At 62.9% G+C, this 16,231-nt stretch carries 11 protein-coding genes; 6 read left to right on the plus strand and 5 right to left on the minus strand.

What is annotated here, in order from left to right; all coding sequences use genetic code 11:
• The first annotated feature begins 47 nt into the window (after window positions 1–47).
• The 3 genes from AC50YC_RS14855 (at window position 48) to AC50YC_RS14865 (ending at window position 4,374) form a co-directional block, all read left to right on the plus strand.
• The gene (locus tag AC50YC_RS14855; protein ID WP_494952879.1) at window positions 48–1,115 is read left to right on the plus strand and encodes a ParA family protein; all 1,068 of its coding nucleotides are present in this window, start codon (window positions 48–50) and stop codon (window positions 1,113–1,115) included.
• A gap of 68 nt (window positions 1,116–1,183) precedes the next feature.
• Entirely contained in the window at window positions 1,184–2,410 is a 1,227-nt protein-coding gene (locus AC50YC_RS14860) for a ParB/RepB/Spo0J family partition protein (protein WP_494952880.1), read from the plus strand.
• 1,802 nt (window positions 2,411–4,212) lie between these two features.
• Window positions 4,213–4,374: a hypothetical protein gene (locus AC50YC_RS14865; protein WP_494952881.1), complete on the plus strand. Its 162-nt coding sequence runs from the start codon at window positions 4,213–4,215 to the stop codon at window positions 4,372–4,374.
• A 2,830-nt stretch (window positions 4,375–7,204) separates the two neighbouring features.
• Here the strand turns inward: AC50YC_RS14865 and trxA are convergent.
• From trxA to AC50YC_RS14890, 5 genes are all read right to left on the minus strand, one after another.
• Window positions 7,205–7,531, minus strand: coding sequence for a thioredoxin (gene trxA / locus AC50YC_RS14870; protein WP_354171441.1), 327 nt, complete (start codon window positions 7,529–7,531; stop codon window positions 7,205–7,207).
• A gap of 37 nt (window positions 7,532–7,568) precedes the next feature.
• Window positions 7,569–8,525: a thioredoxin-disulfide reductase gene (gene trxB, locus AC50YC_RS14875; protein WP_494952882.1), complete on the minus strand. Its 957-nt coding sequence runs from the start codon at window positions 8,523–8,525 to the stop codon at window positions 7,569–7,571.
• 174 nt (window positions 8,526–8,699) lie between these two features.
• The gene (locus tag AC50YC_RS14880; RefSeq protein WP_494952883.1) at window positions 8,700–10,304 is read right to left on the minus strand and encodes an ABC transporter substrate-binding protein; all 1,605 of its coding nucleotides are present in this window, start codon (window positions 10,302–10,304) and stop codon (window positions 8,700–8,702) included.
• Between the two features lie 172 nt (window positions 10,305–10,476).
• Complete coding sequence (murJ, locus tag AC50YC_RS14885) at window positions 10,477–12,519, minus strand: murein biosynthesis integral membrane protein MurJ (protein WP_494952884.1); 2,043 nt, start codon at window positions 12,517–12,519, stop codon at window positions 10,477–10,479.
• Window positions 12,520–12,588: 69 nt separating this feature from the next.
• A complete protein-coding gene (locus AC50YC_RS14890) occupies window positions 12,589–13,137 on the minus strand; it encodes an NUDIX hydrolase (protein ID WP_442784527.1) in 549 nt (182 codons plus the stop codon).
• Between the two features lie 170 nt (window positions 13,138–13,307).
• Here AC50YC_RS14890 and AC50YC_RS14895 point away from each other — a divergent pair, with 170 nt between their 5' ends.
• From AC50YC_RS14895 to AC50YC_RS14905, 3 genes are all read left to right on the plus strand, one after another.
• On the plus strand, window positions 13,308–14,774 hold the full coding sequence (locus AC50YC_RS14895; protein ID WP_494952885.1) for a CCA tRNA nucleotidyltransferase: 1,467 nt from the start codon (window positions 13,308–13,310) through the stop codon (window positions 14,772–14,774).
• On the plus strand, window positions 14,775–15,359 hold the full coding sequence (locus AC50YC_RS14900) for a histidine phosphatase family protein (RefSeq protein WP_494952886.1): 585 nt from the start codon (window positions 14,775–14,777) through the stop codon (window positions 15,357–15,359). It begins immediately after the preceding gene.
• Window positions 15,360–16,010: 651 nt separating this feature from the next.
• Window positions 16,011–16,151, plus strand: coding sequence for a hypothetical protein (locus AC50YC_RS14905; protein WP_494952887.1), 141 nt, complete (start codon window positions 16,011–16,013; stop codon window positions 16,149–16,151).
• Window positions 16,152–16,231 lie beyond the last annotated feature (80 nt).

The raw sequence follows: 16,231 nt of genomic DNA on the forward strand, positions 1-16,231 counted from the left end.
AGGCTAGTAACCGGCAGAAAAAGCCGAACGAGAGTGAGTGTGTCACAGTGACCAGTAGCGAAGCCTCCACACAACGGATCCCACCGTTTGTGTCCCTGGGGTCCGCACGGGCCTTCAGTGCGCCTGCAGTCGCTCATGATTACTCCGTAAAGCGCACTGCATCGGTTGCGAAGACCACTGGGAAGCCGCGTGTTTCACGTGAAACATCGGTTGCCGCCACCGGGAACGTGCTGGACTCCATCGATGACTCCAGCCCCATTGCCCGTGAGCTCGCCCATGAGAACAAACGCCGGGAACGTCTCCTGGGCCGCGAACTTCCGAAGCCGGAGAAGACCCGTATCTTCACCGTTTCCAACCAGAAGGGCGGAGTGGGCAAAACGACCACCACGGTCAACATCGCCGCCGCCCTGGCTGCTGCGGGCCTGAACGTGCTCGTCATAGATATCGATCCGCAGGGCAACGCGTCGACTGCCCTCGGAATTGAACACCACGCCGACGTTGACAGCATCTATGACGTCCTCATCAACGACATCCCGTTGCAGGACGTGGTGGCGCCCTGCCCGGACATCGCCAAGCTCATCTGCGCGCCTGCCACCATCCACCTGGCCGGCGCCGAGATTGAATTGGTCAGCCTCGTTGCCCGTGAGCAGCGCCTTCGCCGTGCCATTGACGTGTATGCCAAGGAACGTGCGAAGAACGGTGAGGAGCGGCTGGACTACATCTTCATCGACTGCCCGCCGAGCCTGGGGCTCCTGACCGTCAACGCGTTCTGTGCAGCCAGCGAGGTTCTCATTCCGATCCAGTGCGAGTACTACGCGCTTGAGGGACTGAGCCAGCTGCTTAAGAACATCGAGATGATCCAGAAGCACCTGAATGCCGATCTGGTTGTCTCCACCATCCTCCTGACCATGTACGACGGCCGAACGAACCTCGCTGCCCAGGTGGCAGCCGAGGTACGCGAACACTTCCCGGAGCAGGTCCTCGGCGCCGTGGTCCCCCGCTCGGTCCGCATTTCTGAAGCACCCAGCTACCAGCAAACCGTGATGACTTACGATCCCTCATCCAGCGGTGCTTTGTCCTATCTGGAAGCCGCAGCCGAAATCGCGGAACGTTAGAATCTTTTCAAGAATTGCACTAACTAGAGCCCGGTGATGCCCGGCTCTTCCAATGGAGGGATTTATCCATGAGCGATAAGCGACGCGGCCTCGGCCGTGGACTTGGGGCACTCATTCCAAGTTCCGCTGCGGCTGCCGGCAACGGTTCAGCGCCCTCCCGGCCTGTGGATCTGTTCTTTCCTGAGGCCGGCAAGCGGACACCCTCTACCGAGGTAGCAGCTACGGAGGAGAACACCGCAGCCTCCGAAAAGGAAACCGCTGCCACACCGCAGACGCACACCACGGCGCCAGCTGCGGCTGGTCCCTCTGACGTGGCGGATGCGGGGACCGCCCCCGAGACCAAGAAGGCCCCGGCGCGGAAGACACCTGCAGCCAAGGGTGAGGTACCGGCCGCAGCAGTTACCCCTGCCGCCGAGAAATCGACCGTCGAAACTTCACTTCCGTCGGCTGAGGATCAGGGTGTGGAACTAGTCGAGGTACCTGGTGTCCGTTTCGCGGAAATCCTGGTCACCGACATTCACCCCAACCGCAAGCAACCGCGCTCTGTCTTCGATGAGGACGACATGGCGGAGCTGGTTCACTCAGTTCGAGAAATTGGTGTCCTCCAGCCAATTGTTGTCCGCACTTCAACTGAAGAAGGTGGAGAACCCTACGAGCTCGTCATGGGTGAGCGTCGTTGGAGGGCAGTACAGGCCGCGGGCCTTGAAACCATCCCCGCCATCGTCCGGGATACTACGGATGACGACCTGCTCCGCGACGCCCTGCTGGAAAACCTGCACCGGAGCCAGCTGAATCCCCTCGAAGAGGCCGCCGCATACCAGCAGCTGCTGGAGGACTTCGGCACTACCCATGAACAACTGGCCGACCGTATTGGACGTTCGCGCCCCCAGGTATCGAATACGCTCCGGCTGCTCAAGCTGCCGCCGTTGGTTCAGCGCCGCGTCGCGGCCAGCGTCATCTCTGCCGGACACGCCCGGGCACTCCTGGCTCTTCCGGATGCCGCCGCGATGGAACGCCTGGCCCAGAAGATCGTCGCGGAGGGAATGTCCGTACGTGCGACCGAAGAGGCCGTCACGCTCTACCAGAACCCGTCGGCGGCACCGAAAAACAACATTCCCCGTCCGGGTGCGAGGCACGAGCGCTTGGACTACCTGGCTTCTTCGCTCTCGGACCGGCTAGATACCAACGTCAAGATTTCCCTTGGTGCACGCAAGGGACGCGTCAGTATCGAATTCGCAAGTGTCGAGGACCTTAACCGAATCATGGATGTCCTGTCACCCGGGGCTTCCGGCTAGCCCACACAGTCTCATTAAAGGGACCTGTTTCACGTGAAACAGGTCCCTTTTTTGTTTTCGGTAACTTCTCGCCAGCCGTGGGTGTGTTATTCGGTACGCCTGGGCCTGAGGCAAGTGGGCCGGGAAAGTGCCCGGCAACGCAGTGGGCCCAGTGTCTTCCGGGCGGGAAGGTGGTTCCCCCTAAAGGATTCAGGCTTTAGCCGCTGAGGTAACCCCCGAAGAGATCTCAAAGGCGTGTACGGCACGGACCCGACCCCGCAGTCACCCCTGGAATTGCCCGCACGGTAGCTGTACCGGAACTGTTAATGGTGATGTTGGGTTTGTCTGATACCCAACCGCAAGCCGTGATCGGACAAGCAGAACAGGTGGAGGCAACAGAAGCAGACCTTGAGGCAAACCAGGCAATGCAGGTGGAGCCGACACGGTGCAGCTTTCCAAGGGGTCAATGCCGGAAGCGCTGCGTGTACGCACTTCAGAACAATGCATATGGGAACCCACTGGCGGTCCATCCAATCCCCCGTGACCGTAGCGAAAATGGGGGCAGGAGCACTCCGAACTGACCGCGGAACCCCACCAACGAACTTCTCGGCTCGGCAAAGTTCCGCAATGCAGCTTTTACCGGCACCTTATGTGGGCAGAGGAGGACCAGGACACCCGACGTTTCACGTGAAACATGGAGTTCTCCGGTAGGTATGTGTACACGTCATGCGCCGCGATCGCCACCCCACGTTCGCAGTGAAGCACCTTCCAGAGTGCCTTGCGGGCGCGTGGGGAGGTTTCACGTGAAACATCGACGGTGGTGACTGTGGATTACGGGGCGCGTCGGACGGCCTGGTGGACTCTGCTTAGCGGACTGGAAGGCTCGGGAGGATCAAAGGGGCCTTGAGTAGGGCCCACGTGGCGCAGCAGCGGCGACGCACCTCGAGAGGCCTCCGGCACCGCTATGGCGCGCTTTCGAGCCTTTCGAGGGCACGAGAGGACCGAGGCTCCCCCAGTGGCTGCCAGCGCCGCTGTGGGCACCTCTGAGCCTTTGGGCCGTCTTAGGAGACTGAGACCTTCCCCGAGCAGGCCAGGGCGGGCAAAGGCAGGACAAGGACGCTGGCCGGCTGTGCTGCGAGTCCAGCGGGCGTGGTGGATCAACCAACTGGTCGACGTCTCGCTGGTCTGGGCGTTCCAAAGCCGTCGGTGTTCCCCAGGGGGCCACCGGCCGGCACCGCAGCGCTATAGTCCTTTGGTATGGACGGGGACCCCTCCCGTCGGGTACTGCCACAGACAACATCAGCATGCCCGTAGAGGTGTCACAGACCGTCGCCCGCCCAGGCTGTGATGGCTAAGTGCTACCCGGCCCCCGTAAGGCCTCCTGGCACAAAGTCGTACTGAGGGTGTCGCACCGGAATCATATGAGACTCTGCATCGGCCCTAGCGGGGCGGGGTCACCGGAGAGATGGGATTCTGATTGGGAGGACAGCTCTCGACAAGGGGCAGTCACTGGTTATGCACTGGGCGCCCGCACCGCCGCTCCTCCCCCGGAGAACATTCCGAACCGGCTGGCGGATTTCGCGGCCACCCTGGGTCGGCTCCATTGGATTTCCGGTCATCTCCCTGGACGTACGGGGTTTGCGGGGGTTGGTATTACTGCCGGACTCGTTCGCGCCGGGGATGCCGACGACGTGGTGTGGGTTGCGGGACGGTACTCAGTCGCTGCCCCGAGGGAGGAGGTGATTGCAGAGGTGGTAACCCAGGGCACCCTGCCGGCTATGGAGGAACGGCCTGAACCTCTGTTGTAAGCAGTGGATAGTTCGGTGGATATCGCTGTGGATAACTTTGTGGATTATCTGCATCGCAAATCACAGCTCGATGCCCATAAGCGGGCAGGGGGAGGCCATGTGGACGTGATAGCGGCTCTGTCGGCCATCGAGGACTGCACCGTTTCACGTGAAACAATTCCGGCGCCTGAGCCGTGATCTGATTCACGCCTGGCTGTGCTTCCTAAATCGCCCGCTGTTGGTTAATTTTTCATGATCTTAAGCGATATTTATCGGCTGCTTAGTGGCGGATCAATGATGTGCGGGACGCTCTGCCGACGGCCCGTATCGTATCGGAACGAGCGTCCGGAAGGGGGGAACGACCAGGCCCGTCCACCGCCGCGATGAACCGCCGTAAAACGCTGTGACAAAAGCCCGGCGTCCTGTGGATAACTATGTGCATAACATCTGTGGAGAAACTTGTGGGTATCCGTTCCTCTGACCCCGAGAAGATGATGAGGGCGGACATCCGGCACCTTTTCGCGGGGTAGCACCAGTGGCCAACTGGCCGGCTCCGCACCACTACGCAAGGCCATGGGAGGGCAACGTCGCCGACCCGTCTTCCACGTATGCTTGCCCTGCCTATCAAGTTGCCCGGGGGCGACACAAAGCCCCGTTGCTGGGGCACGCCTTCGCAGACGTCTTATGCCCGTGTCAGGCCGACCAGGGGGCTTTCCAATTCGTGTATCTGAAAGCGCCGACGGCCGCTGACGGAATCTTGGGCCCTCACCTGCGCCCGAGGGAGAGGGGCGCAGATTTGCTCGCTCAGAGCCCGACCGAGAAGACAGAGCGCGCGTTGCTCGCTGATGGGTGGGAAGAGGGCTGCACTTGTCATGTGCACACCCCCGTGCTGAGGGCTCTGGCGTCCGGCTTGACCCTCTCAGGGCCTGCCGCGTTGACCAGCGACGGAAGGTCTGGACGTACGGCGGTCTTTGCCACGCTGCATTTCATCAAGACCACGAGGATACCCAACTCCGAGGCAGCCATGTTCTTGTGCCCGGGCTCGAGAAATATGATTCATCTGAGTGTGCGTAACTTTTCTGCCGAGCTGCTCTCACCGCCCTTGCACGGTGTTTGGAGTCTCCGGAGTGTGCTTGCCGGGATGGGCTGAGTGGAATCGCGGGCCATGGTCTCCGGTGGCTGTGGCCCGATGTCAGCGCTTTGGCTATCCGGCGGGTGGCACATCAACTGTGGTGGTTCATGAAGGGCGTGGCTACCTGAGTCAGCAGGATATTTGATACTGGTAGCTGGATTTACTACCTATTGGCCAATACCTATCCAGAGCCCGGATATTCGCGAGCGGAACCAAGCCAAGATGCCTCAGGGTTGACGCTGCCGTAGCCCCTATTGCGATACCGGTGCGATCGGTGGAGGGGGCCGCCGATGCCACGTAGGCCGGTAGCCGGATGCGTGCTCCCTCCAGGAAGCGTTGGGGCGCTATAAGGCCCCGGTGCTCCGCCTGGGGTAACGAGCGCACGTGCGGCGCCCCCGTGCGGCAGTACTAATACTGTTTCACGTGAAACACCTGAGGTAATGTGCAGTTTCCTCGACCATGTTCACGTGAAACACCCACGGGGGTGCAATGATATTGCCTCCGCAGTCCCGGTGGCCGTCTAGTGCGTAGCGGTCGGGATATAGCCATAGATCCGCTCCCCTGCAATCCGCTGCAGCCGTAGGTCCGCGCCTCAGCATTAGGAGACTCGGAATAAGCATTCGGTTCGAGCGCTTCATTACAGCTACAACAGAAACCGCCGATTGAGCTAGCCACCGCTATTGCCCAGTCGCCCGAGCCCAACGGTAGGCGAGAGTGAAATATCAAATCTACACTTCACTATCCCTCACCCGCTGCACGTCGCCACGTACCCATCCTTACCGACCGCGCAGTGAATTCGGACGGCCAACCCGCGTCCTTGGTGGGTTCGGGACATGTTTCACGTGAAACAAGACCGCCTCAATGTCTCCGCTGGTCAGCTGTGGGGGTCGTCGCGTTGGTCCAGATGAATGCGGGCGGATGAATGCGGGCGAGAGCATGGGGATGGAACTTCTGTTTCACTCGAAACAGCTGTTTACATGTGACCAGGCGACAGTTCCGCACAAAGAGAAGGCCCTTCGGCCCCCTGGCCCGCTTACCCACGACATATCCGTGGGCGGGATCGTCGATGTTTCACGTGAAACAAGATCAATAGCTGCAACCCAACGGCCTGCGGCGCATCTTTGACCGGCCCCGAGCCTCTGCACCGTGTTGGTGATCTGTCGCGCCAAGAATCTATCTTCGACCATTCGTCGCATGAGCAGCGCCGGCAGGCAGTCAGCCAACCACGGTATTTCTTTCATCGAATCTTCCATGGCCACGTGGCGAGGGGCTACCGGAATCGGAGGTCGGCCGTGATTGCCGCAGAAGAGGCTGTGGCCGTACCCCCTATCCGGGTATGGTCAGAGCCGTCACCTAACGTGGACCGACCTTCTCTATCGGCCGCTGAAAGTGTCATTTTGAGAATTTCCCTGCAGGGAGCCTGGCGCTGATGCAGTTCTGGTGTGGTTGAGTGAGAGCAAGGCACGAATACCGCCCCCCGAAAGTCTCCGGCCTTCCCATGTGAGAAGTCCAAGGACTAAGCGCCTCTCACCCAATCCGGCAGCGCGAGGTTTCCCAAGTTGATTGATTCGCGGCGCCGCAGCTTGTTTCACGTGAAACCCGGACTGCTGGTTGGGCATGGCGGCCGATCGGCATCTGGCTGCAGGAATCCCCCTACCGCGTGAGGGCCCAGTATTATGTGATGCAAATACACCCGAACTGCAGAATCAAGAGAATGGGTTCAACCCCTTTTGGTTGTCTATCTGACAGCCTCACACTTCGTCGCAGTCCCGCTTAACGATCTGTACGCGGCGCGGCCACCCACACTCCGCTGTACAAAAAAGTGGCCTCACATCCGGGAACGGAAGTGAGGCCACTTGGGCGTGTGGTCTGCGCGGGGCGCAGACTATGCCGGAGCTAGGACAGAACGTCCGCGAATTCCTTTTCGAAGAACTGCTTGGGGCGGGCGCCGATGACGGTACCCTTCACTTCCCCGTCCTGGAACAGGTAGACGGCGGGAATGGACGTGATGCCGTACTGCGCTGCGATTGCCGGGTTGTCATCTACGTTTACCTTGACGACGTCCACCTTCTCGCTGTACTCCACGGAGATCTCGTCGAGGATCGGCCCGAGCTTGCGGCACGGCCCGCACCACTCGGCCCAGAAGTCCACGATGACCGGTTTGGAAGAAGCCAGTACATCGGTGCTGAAACTAGCGTCCGTTACGTCTTTTGCGTTGCTCATATTCCCTGTCTCTCTTCGGTTGGTTGGTGCGCGCCGATTAGGCGTGGAAGTCGGCGATGTAGTGCTCGACGTCGAGAGCGGCTACGCAGCCGGATCCCGAGGCCGTGATGGCCTGGCGGTAAGTCGGATCAATGACGTCTCCGGCGGCGAAGACACCCTTGATGCTGGTCTTCGACGTGCGGCCTTCGACGGCAATGGTGCCCTCAGGGGTCAGGTCGAGCTTGCCCTTGACGAGATCGGTACGCGGATCGTTGCCAATTGCCACGAAGACGCCCGTAACGGCGAGCTCTGTCTCGGTGCCGTCCACGAGGTTCTTCAATCGAAGTCCAGTGACCTTGTCCTGGCCGAGAACATCCTCGACGCCGGTGTTCCAGACAAAGTTGATTTTCTCGTGGGCCAAGGCACGGTCGGCCATGATCTTGGAGGCTCGCAGGGTGTCGCGGCGGTGGACCACGGTGACTGACTTAGCGAATTTGGTCAGGAACAGTGCCTCTTCCATAGCGGAGTCACCACCGCCAATCACTGCAATGGCCTGGTCCTTGAAGAAGAAACCGTCGCAGGTTGCGCACCAGCTGACGCCGTGACCGGAGAGGCGCTTCTCGTTCGGCAGGCCGAGCTCACGGTAGGCCGAACCAGTGGACAGAATGATGGATCGGGCCTGGAAAGTCTCTCCGGAGCCGATGGTCACGGTCTTGATGTCGCCGTCGAGATCCAGTTCGGTAACGTCCTCAAACTGGATTTCAGTGCCGAATCGGGCAGCCTGCTTCTCGAAGTTTTCCATCAGGTCCGGACCCATGATGCCGTCCGGGAAACCCGGGTAGTTCTCGACGTCGGTCGTGTTCATCAGCTCGCCGCCGGCGGTGACTGATCCGGCAAGGAGCAGCGGCTTCAGGTTGGCGCGGGCCGTGTACACCGCGGCGGTGTAGCCCGCGGGGCCGGAGCCTACGATGATGACATCACGTACGTCGGACGCGGTGTTTTCTGCGTTGCTCACTGAACGGTGAACCTCTTCCTTTGTCGATGCGCCCGCCTGGATGGCCGGCCACATGGCACAACTGCCACTTGGTGCTGAATATTCCGGCGGGACTGGGCGTCACGGGAGGACAACGAGGCTTGGGATACCGTCCGGGCACCGAGGCAAGCCCACTCCTGCCATGGTTTCGGACCGCTACTGGACCTTGATCTCCGCCAGGCGAAGGCCAAACCCGTAGCGGGTTTTCGGCGCGGCCAGCTTGGGCAGGTTCTTGATGGAGACGATGACATACTGCGCGGTGGTGGGCTCCTGCAGGGACATCGTCAGATCCGGGGAGGTGAAGCTGTTGCTGCCAACCTGCTTGGCGCCCTCGAGGGACGGACGGTCGTTGGTGTAGACGCTGATGCTGCCGCCGGAGGCCCCTAGTTGGCTCAGCGTCACTGAGGAGACCTTAGCAGGGCTCTCAAGCTTGACGACGAGCGGAACCTCGGCGGCCAGGCCACCCCAGTTGTCCGTGGCGAATTCCATGTCCGACCAGTAGCTGGCGGCATTGCCGTCGAAGGTCTTGACCAGGTCACCGTCATAGGTACCGGCAAAATCGAAGTTGCCCAGCCGCGTGACGTCCTCAATGACGGGCGGACCGGCGGCTGGCGCGGGGCTGGCAGTGCCGGAGGGCGCTGCCGACGCGGTTGTACCGGGCGTACTGGTGGACGAAGGGTCCCCTGCGACGGTCTCCGGAGTGGACTTGAAGAGACTGCCAAGATTGGTGACAGCAAGAACTAAACCGACTACGAGAACCGCGGCCAGCAGTCCGCCAACCAGCCACCGCATGGAGCGGGGCTCGCGCTGAGGTTTTTCGTCCGTGCCTTCGTACTCGTCGTCTGCCGCGGAGTCGCTGTTCCGGGCGGAGCCCGGGAAGAACCCGGGGGCACGGTCGGCGGAGGCACCTCCGGCCGCGGCGGCCAACGCCGGTGCTTTACCCTGCTGGGAAGTTCGTCCGCTGTCGGGGGCGGGGCGCTCGTAGTCGTCGTCTGACCACAGCGAGACCTTGGGTGTTTCGGCAGGCGCCGGCGGCGTGGAGTCACGTGCACTGGATGCCGGGGAGCCACCCTGAACCGGCTGGGGTGCCGTTACGTGAGGGGCGGCCTCCTGGGGGGCGGTTTCGGGAGACTTCTCCTTGGAGGATGCCGCCGCTGCACCTGCGGCGCCGCTGGCAAGTCCCGCGGCGCCGACGGCGCCAGCAGCCCCAGCGCCGGCTGCGGGCGAGGTGGCCGGACGCAAAGGCGGGCGGGCCGGGGAAACCGGCGGTACTACCGGCTTGGCCTTTTGCGCCGGGGCGGCTGGCTGCTGCTTCTGCCCGTAGTTGATGTACCCCGCGTCGACTTCTTCTTCGTCGTAGAGGCCGTCATAGGTTTCGGGCTCGTGGGAGCGAGGCTGACCGAAGATTTCGCTGCCCAGCGTGTCCGTGAAGAACGGCTCGATGTAGGGCGGGTTGGACGAGACCACCAGGTCCAGCAGGTCAGCGGCCGAGGTGTGGTTGGTGATGAGGTAAGTCGTGTCGTCGCTGACACCCAGATCGAGGATCTGCACGGTGCCGGGGCGCTCCCCCGTGGCGACTTCCCGGGCACTCTGTGCCACCTGCTCGGCATTGCCGGGGCCGGCCACAAGGATGCTCACGGCACGGTTAAGCACCTGGTCCACGCCGTCCAGCACCAGATCCTGGTCATGTGAGGTCAGTACAGTGGCAGTGACCTTATAACGGCCACCTAGTACTGATCCGACATCGATCGGGTGGGACACGGGCTCCTCCTAGACTGTCCGGGAGCTGCCGAGCTGATCACTTCATCAGTGACCGCAGGCCGTCCGGTAAAGCCGGTGGACCCCTGGTCTGCAACTCCCCTTGTTAGTCTTCGATCCTAGCCGATGCACGGTCCCGGCCACGGAAGCACGGCCCCGCGAACCCCGCCGGTTACTATTTTTTCTTCTTGCCGCCGAACGGAAAATTGGGGTTTCGCCCGGCGGGGCCCTGGTAGGTCCTGCGCCCAGGCAGTGGGACATCGCCGTCCAGGCCGCCCTCCGCGGTGCTGGGCAGGTCCTCGGCGGGCAGGTAGCCGCCTTCCGGCCCGGCGCGTCCGGCCCGTTCGTCCTGTTCGTCCAGGTCAGGACCCGCGCGGAAGGACGCGGCATCGAATTCCCCGGAGATCCTTGGAATGAGTCCGGTATCCACCGAGACAGTGGCACGTTCCGGCCTCGTCCGCGCTGCCGCGGCGCCGTCGGGCAGGTCTCCGCTGGGCTCCGCAGCCGACCGGCGGCGCAGGCGCCCCAGCAGCGGCTGCAGCAGGTCGCTCAGCTCGGTCACCCGGAAGAGCTTCAGCAGCAGCAGGTAGGCCGCGAGCATAACGGGCCCGACGACGACGATCGTCACCAGCGCGGCGGCAGGGGTGCTCCAGGCGAAGCCATCCCGGCTGTAGCTGCCCAGCAGCCACAGAGCCACGGCGCCGGCCAGCGCGGAACCCAGCGCGGCGTAGCCCATCCGGATATAGGCGTTGGCGATCCGCGGGCCGTCCAAATGTCCCAGCAGCCGGCGCAGGAAGATCGCGCTGACGATCACGGACAGGATATTGCCGCCGGTGTAGAGGACGGCGATGGCGAAGATGATCTGATCGAACGGCAGGAACTGGATCGAGAAGGCGGCAACCACGTTCACGAGGGCCAGCACCAGCTGGATGAAGAACGGTGTCCGGGCGTCCTCATTGGCGTAGAACACGCGGGACATCATGAAGTTGGCGCTCATGAACGGTGTGCTGAGGGCCAGGATGGTCAGCGTCTGCGCGAGCATGACGCCGTCCTGGGGCACCCCGCCGGAGAAGAACATGCCCAGCGGTCCGGCCAGCGCGAACAGGGCCAGGGCACCGAACACCGTGGCCACGGCCATGGTGCGGAGTCCGTGGGAAAGCGCGTTGCGCAGCGCGGCGTGGTCCCCATCCTGCGAGGCCCGGGTCATCCGGTTGAACAGCACGGTGGCCAGCGACAGCGCAATGATCGAGTGCGGGAGCAGGTACAGCTGGCTCGCCACTTCCAGCACGGCGTTGCCCGGGAGCGTGTCGGCGGCCGGGTCCCCTGCCTGTTCCAGCCGCAGCCGTTCCGCGCCCGGGATCGTGGCGATGCGCATGACATAGAGGAACGCCAGCTGGCCGACGGCGGCCGTCGCCAGGGTCCAGACGCTCAGCTTGGCGGCCTGGCCCAGTCCGACCCCGCGCCAGCCGAAACGCGGCCGCAGCCCGAGCCGGAGCCGGAACACCGGGACCAGCAGGATGGCGGTCTGGGCAATCACGCCGATGGTGGAGAATCCGGCGACCAGGAGCGTCTGGGTGGAGTCCCAGGTGTCCAAGGTGTGGGGGTTGGCCACATTGGCGCCGAAGGTCCAGATGAACATGCCGAGGCCCGCGATTGCGACAATGTTGTTCAGGATCGGAGCCCACATCGCGGGCCCGAACGCGCCGTGGGCGTTGAGCACCTGGGTCAGCAGGGCGTACAGGCCGTAGAAGAAGATCTGGGGAAGGCACCAGAACGCGAAGGACACCGCGAGGGCCTTCTGCTCCGGTGAATAGCCCTGCGTCGTCAGTTGGATGACCCACGGTGCCAGCAGCGTCACTGCCAGCGTGAGAGCCAGCAGCACCAGCACAGCCAGCGTCAGCAGCCGGCTGATGTAGTCCGCACCCTTGTCCGGAGCCTTGCTGGCCTTAATGATCTGGGGCACCAGCACGGCATTGAAGACGCCGCCCGCCACCAGCAGGAAGATCAGGTTCGGCAGGTTGTTCGCGTTGATGAACGTGTCGTTGACCGTGGAGCCCAGACCGAGGGCGGCCGCCAGCATCCAGGTCTTGGCGAAGCCCAGGAAACGCGAGACCAGCGTTCCGGCGGCCATGATGGCGCTGGAACGGACTTCTCCGGATTGGACGGCTGCGGAATCGGCGGGGCCGGAGTGCGCGGGGGTGGGTTTGGCTGATGACATCGTCTTCATCGTCTCACCCGGGCAGGGCTTTAGGCGCTATCCGCGACCGATAAAGGGGATTCTCTGGCACTAACGGTGTTCCGGCAGAACTTCCTTGGCGAGGTCGGCGATGCGGCGCTCATTCGGGAAGGAAAGCTTCCGGGCCAGCTCATGGATGGGAACCCAGGCGACGTCCACCGCCTCCTTGTCCGGATCATTCTCGATCGTCAGTTCCCCGCCCGTGGCCTGCAGCAGGTAGTGGTGAACGGTCTTGTGGACGCGGTGCCCGCTGACCGTGAACCAGTAGTCGATGCTCCCCAGCGGCGCGAGGATCTTGCCCTCGATGCCGGTTTCCTCCGCGATCTCACGCACGGCGGCTTCCTCGTTGCTTTCCTTGCCCTCCGGATGGCCCTTGGGCAGGCACCATTCCAGCCGCCCGCCGCGATTAAGGCGGGCAATAATCGCAACCCGGAGTTCGGCGTCGGAAGTATCCACCACAACGCCGCCGGCGGAGATTTCCTCCACGGTGGGGAGGGAGGCCTGTCCGGAGTGCTGCACCGGCGCGACATTGGCACCGATTGCCGACGGCAACGGTGCGTTTGTCCTCCTGCCTGGAGCGCTCGGTACGGGATGGGCCATGAAGTCCACTCTAACGACTCTTGTCCGTACTTGATGACCTAAACATGGCAGGAAAGTGGACGGCCGGGAAAGTGGATCGCCCGTTCCGTCCGCGGTTTCGGTGCCAGCGGCCGGACTTGGGGAGCATTCGGTGTGGTGCTGGCCGGGATTTCTGACAAGCTTAAGAAACTATGGCGCACGCACATCACAAGACTGACTCGCACACCGTTGATTTCCAGGTAGACCCTGTTGTTCTGGAGCTCGGGCAGCGGTTTGTCGACGCCGGCCACGAACTCTCCCTGGTGGGCGGACCCGTGCGCGACCTGTTCCTGGGCCGGGTGTCCCCCGACCTGGACTTCACCACCGACGCCACCCCGGACCAGACGGTCGCCCTGATCAGGAAGTGGGCTGACAACTACTGGGAAATCGGGCGCGCCTTCGGCACCATCGGGATGCGCAAGGCCGGCTTCCAAATCGAAATCACCACGTACCGCGCCGAGGCCTACGATCCCGACTCCCGGAAACCCGTGGTCGCGTTCGGCAAGTCGCTGACGGATGACCTGCTGCGCCGGGACTTCACGATCAACGCCATGGCGCTGCGCCTGCCCGGGCTGGAACTAGTGGATCCTTTCGGAGGAGTCCGCGACCTCCACGCTTCCATCCTCGCCACCCCGGGCGCCCCGGAATCCTCCTTCTCCGATGATCCACTGCGCATGATGCGCGCCGCCCGCTTCGCCGCCCAGCTGGGGATCACGGTGCACGAGGACGTCCGCGCCGCGATGTCCCGGATGGCGGAACGGATCACCATGATCTCGGCGGAACGTGTCCGCGAGGAGCTGGTCAAGCTCATCTGCGCGGCACACCCCCGGGCCGGGGTGGACCTGCTCGTGGACACGGGCCTCGCTGACTTTGTGCTGCCCGAGGTCTCCGCCCTGCGGCTGGAGTCCGATGAGCACCACCGGCACAAGGACGTTTACCAGCACTCGCTCCAGGTCCTGGAGCAGGCCGCCGCGCTCGAATCGGGTGCGGACGGCGCCGTGCCCGGTCCGGACTTTGTGCTGCGGTTCGCAGCCTTGATGCACGACGTCGGGAAGCCGGCCACGCGCCGATTCGAACCGGGCGGCGCGGTGAGCTTCCGGCACCACGACATGGTCGGGTCGAAACTGACCGCAAAACGGATGAAGGCACTGCGCTTCGACAACGACACGATCAAGGCCGTGGCGAAGCTGGTGGAACTGCACATGCGCTTCTACGGCTACGGCGATGCCGGCTGGAGCGATTCGGCTGTCCGCCGCTATGTCACCGATGCCGGTCCGCTGCTCGAGCGGCTGCACCGGCTGACCCGCTCGGACGTGACCACCCGCAACCAGCGCAAGGCCGAGCGGCTGGCCTTCGCCTACGACGATCTCGAGGCCCGGATCGCGGCCCTGCGGGAACAGGAATCGCTGGAGGCCGTCCGCCCTGACCTCGACGGTGGTCGGATCATGGAACTCCTGGGACTCAAGCCCGGCCCGGTCGTCGGGCGCGCCTACAAATTCCTGCTGGAGGAACGAATGGAGCACGGCCCACTGGATCCCGCCGTCGCCGAGGCCAAACTGCACGAATGGTGGGCTGCCCAGCCCGAGTCCGCCGTCGCACTCTCAACTGAGGAGTCCTAAGTGATTGCACCTTCCAACGGCCCCCGCCCGCAGCTGTGGATCCTGCGGCACGGCGAAACGGAGTGGTCCAAGAGCGGCCAGTACACCGGCCTCACCGACCTCCCGCTCACCGTGGAGGGTGAACAGCAGTCCGTGGAGGCACGCAAGGTGCTCGACACCGTCGACTTTGACCTGGTGCTGACGTCTCCGTTGCGGCGGGCCCGCCGCACCGCGGAACTCGCCGGCTTCCCCGACGCCCAGCTGGAGCCGCTCGCGGTCGAGTGGGACTACGGCGACTACGAGGGCATCAGCTCAGACCTCATCCGCAAGGACAACCCGGAATACCTGATCTGGACCCACGGCGTGCCGAACGGCGAAGCCTTAGACGACGTCGCCGCTCGCGCGGACAAGATCGTGGCACGGGTGCTGGAATCCGGCCTGGACAACGTGCTGGTCGTGGCCCATGGACACTTTTCCCGGATCCTCACCGCCCGGTGGCTGGGACTCGATCCCCATGAGGGCCGGCACTTCATCCTGGGAACCGCGAAAGTCTGCACGCTCGGCTGGGACAAGAAGACCCCGGCAGTGGTCCGCTGGGGCCTATAAATACGGTTTATTAAATAACTTCAAAGAAGTTTATGAATGCGGTAGTCAAGTGCTGCATTCATAGTGTATTTTTATTTCTGACCCCAGAGCGTCCTGCCGGGGTCGAGGCGCGCGTCGCCCGGCCAGTCAGCCGGAGCCACGGCATAACAGAAAAGGAGGTTGGGAGAAATGATTACTTTGACTAGCGGATGGATGTACTCCATCACCGCCACCCCGGCCTCTGTCGCTGAACCGCGCCCAAATTTCGGCCCCACTGCCTCCTGACCCTTCCGCCCGTGCCCTGGTTTCTGACCTAGGACCCGGAGCCTAGGCGATACCGGGGCTCCCTTTCCGGGGTGCACCGTGACAGCGGACTGACCCAGGCGGACCCACGCGGTTACGCAGCATCCCCAAAGTTCGGAACCCAGCTTCTTGTTGGGGTTGCGGCATTCCGCGTCCAGGGGCCTCCGGTCGCTTTCGCAAAACTTTCTAATTAGCGCCGGGTATTCGCATGCCCAAATTCGGCCTTTTCTTCCTCAATTCACAGAGGCCCTAATTGGCATGCCCAATTACACCACCATTTCCAGCTGCACCAATGAAAGGTCCATCGTGACAATTGTCAGCACCACAGCCCGACCACGCAGCACGAGCCGGCGGCGGGAGGTGACTACCATGAAGCAGAAACTCCAGAAAATCCTGCGCCGGGCCCTCAAACCGGCCCCAAGGCACACGACGCTGTTCAACGGACAACTCCTCGACCAGAAGCGTGAAGACGTCTACGTCGTTATGCACCAGATGGGCCTCATCCGCTGAGGCAGGGCCAGGCCATCGAAGGAGGAACTGATGACTGACCTCGGAACTGATCCGCAGGGAGCCCACGCGGCGACGCGTGG

Source organism: Pseudarthrobacter sp. MDT1-56, from assembly GCF_059383555.1.

What these genes read in the sequence shown, in the direction of transcription:
- AC50YC_RS14860 (WP_494952880.1), top strand. Translation starts at nt 1,184, where the DNA reads ATGAGCGATAAGCGACGCGGCCTCGGCCGTGGACTTGGGGCACTCATT.
- trxA (WP_354171441.1), bottom strand. Translation starts at nt 7,531, where the DNA reads ATGAGCAACGCAAAAGACGTAACGGACGCTAGTTTCAGCACCGATGTA.
- murJ (WP_494952884.1), bottom strand. Translation starts at nt 12,519, where the DNA reads ATGTCATCAGCCAAACCCACCCCCGCGCACTCCGGCCCCGCCGATTCC.
- AC50YC_RS14890 (WP_442784527.1), bottom strand. Translation starts at nt 13,137, where the DNA reads ATGGCCCATCCCGTACCGAGCGCTCCAGGCAGGAGGACAAACGCACCG.
- AC50YC_RS14895 (WP_494952885.1), top strand. Translation starts at nt 13,308, where the DNA reads ATGGCGCACGCACATCACAAGACTGACTCGCACACCGTTGATTTCCAG.
- AC50YC_RS14905 (WP_494952887.1), top strand. Translation starts at nt 16,011, where the DNA reads ATGAAGCAGAAACTCCAGAAAATCCTGCGCCGGGCCCTCAAACCGGCC.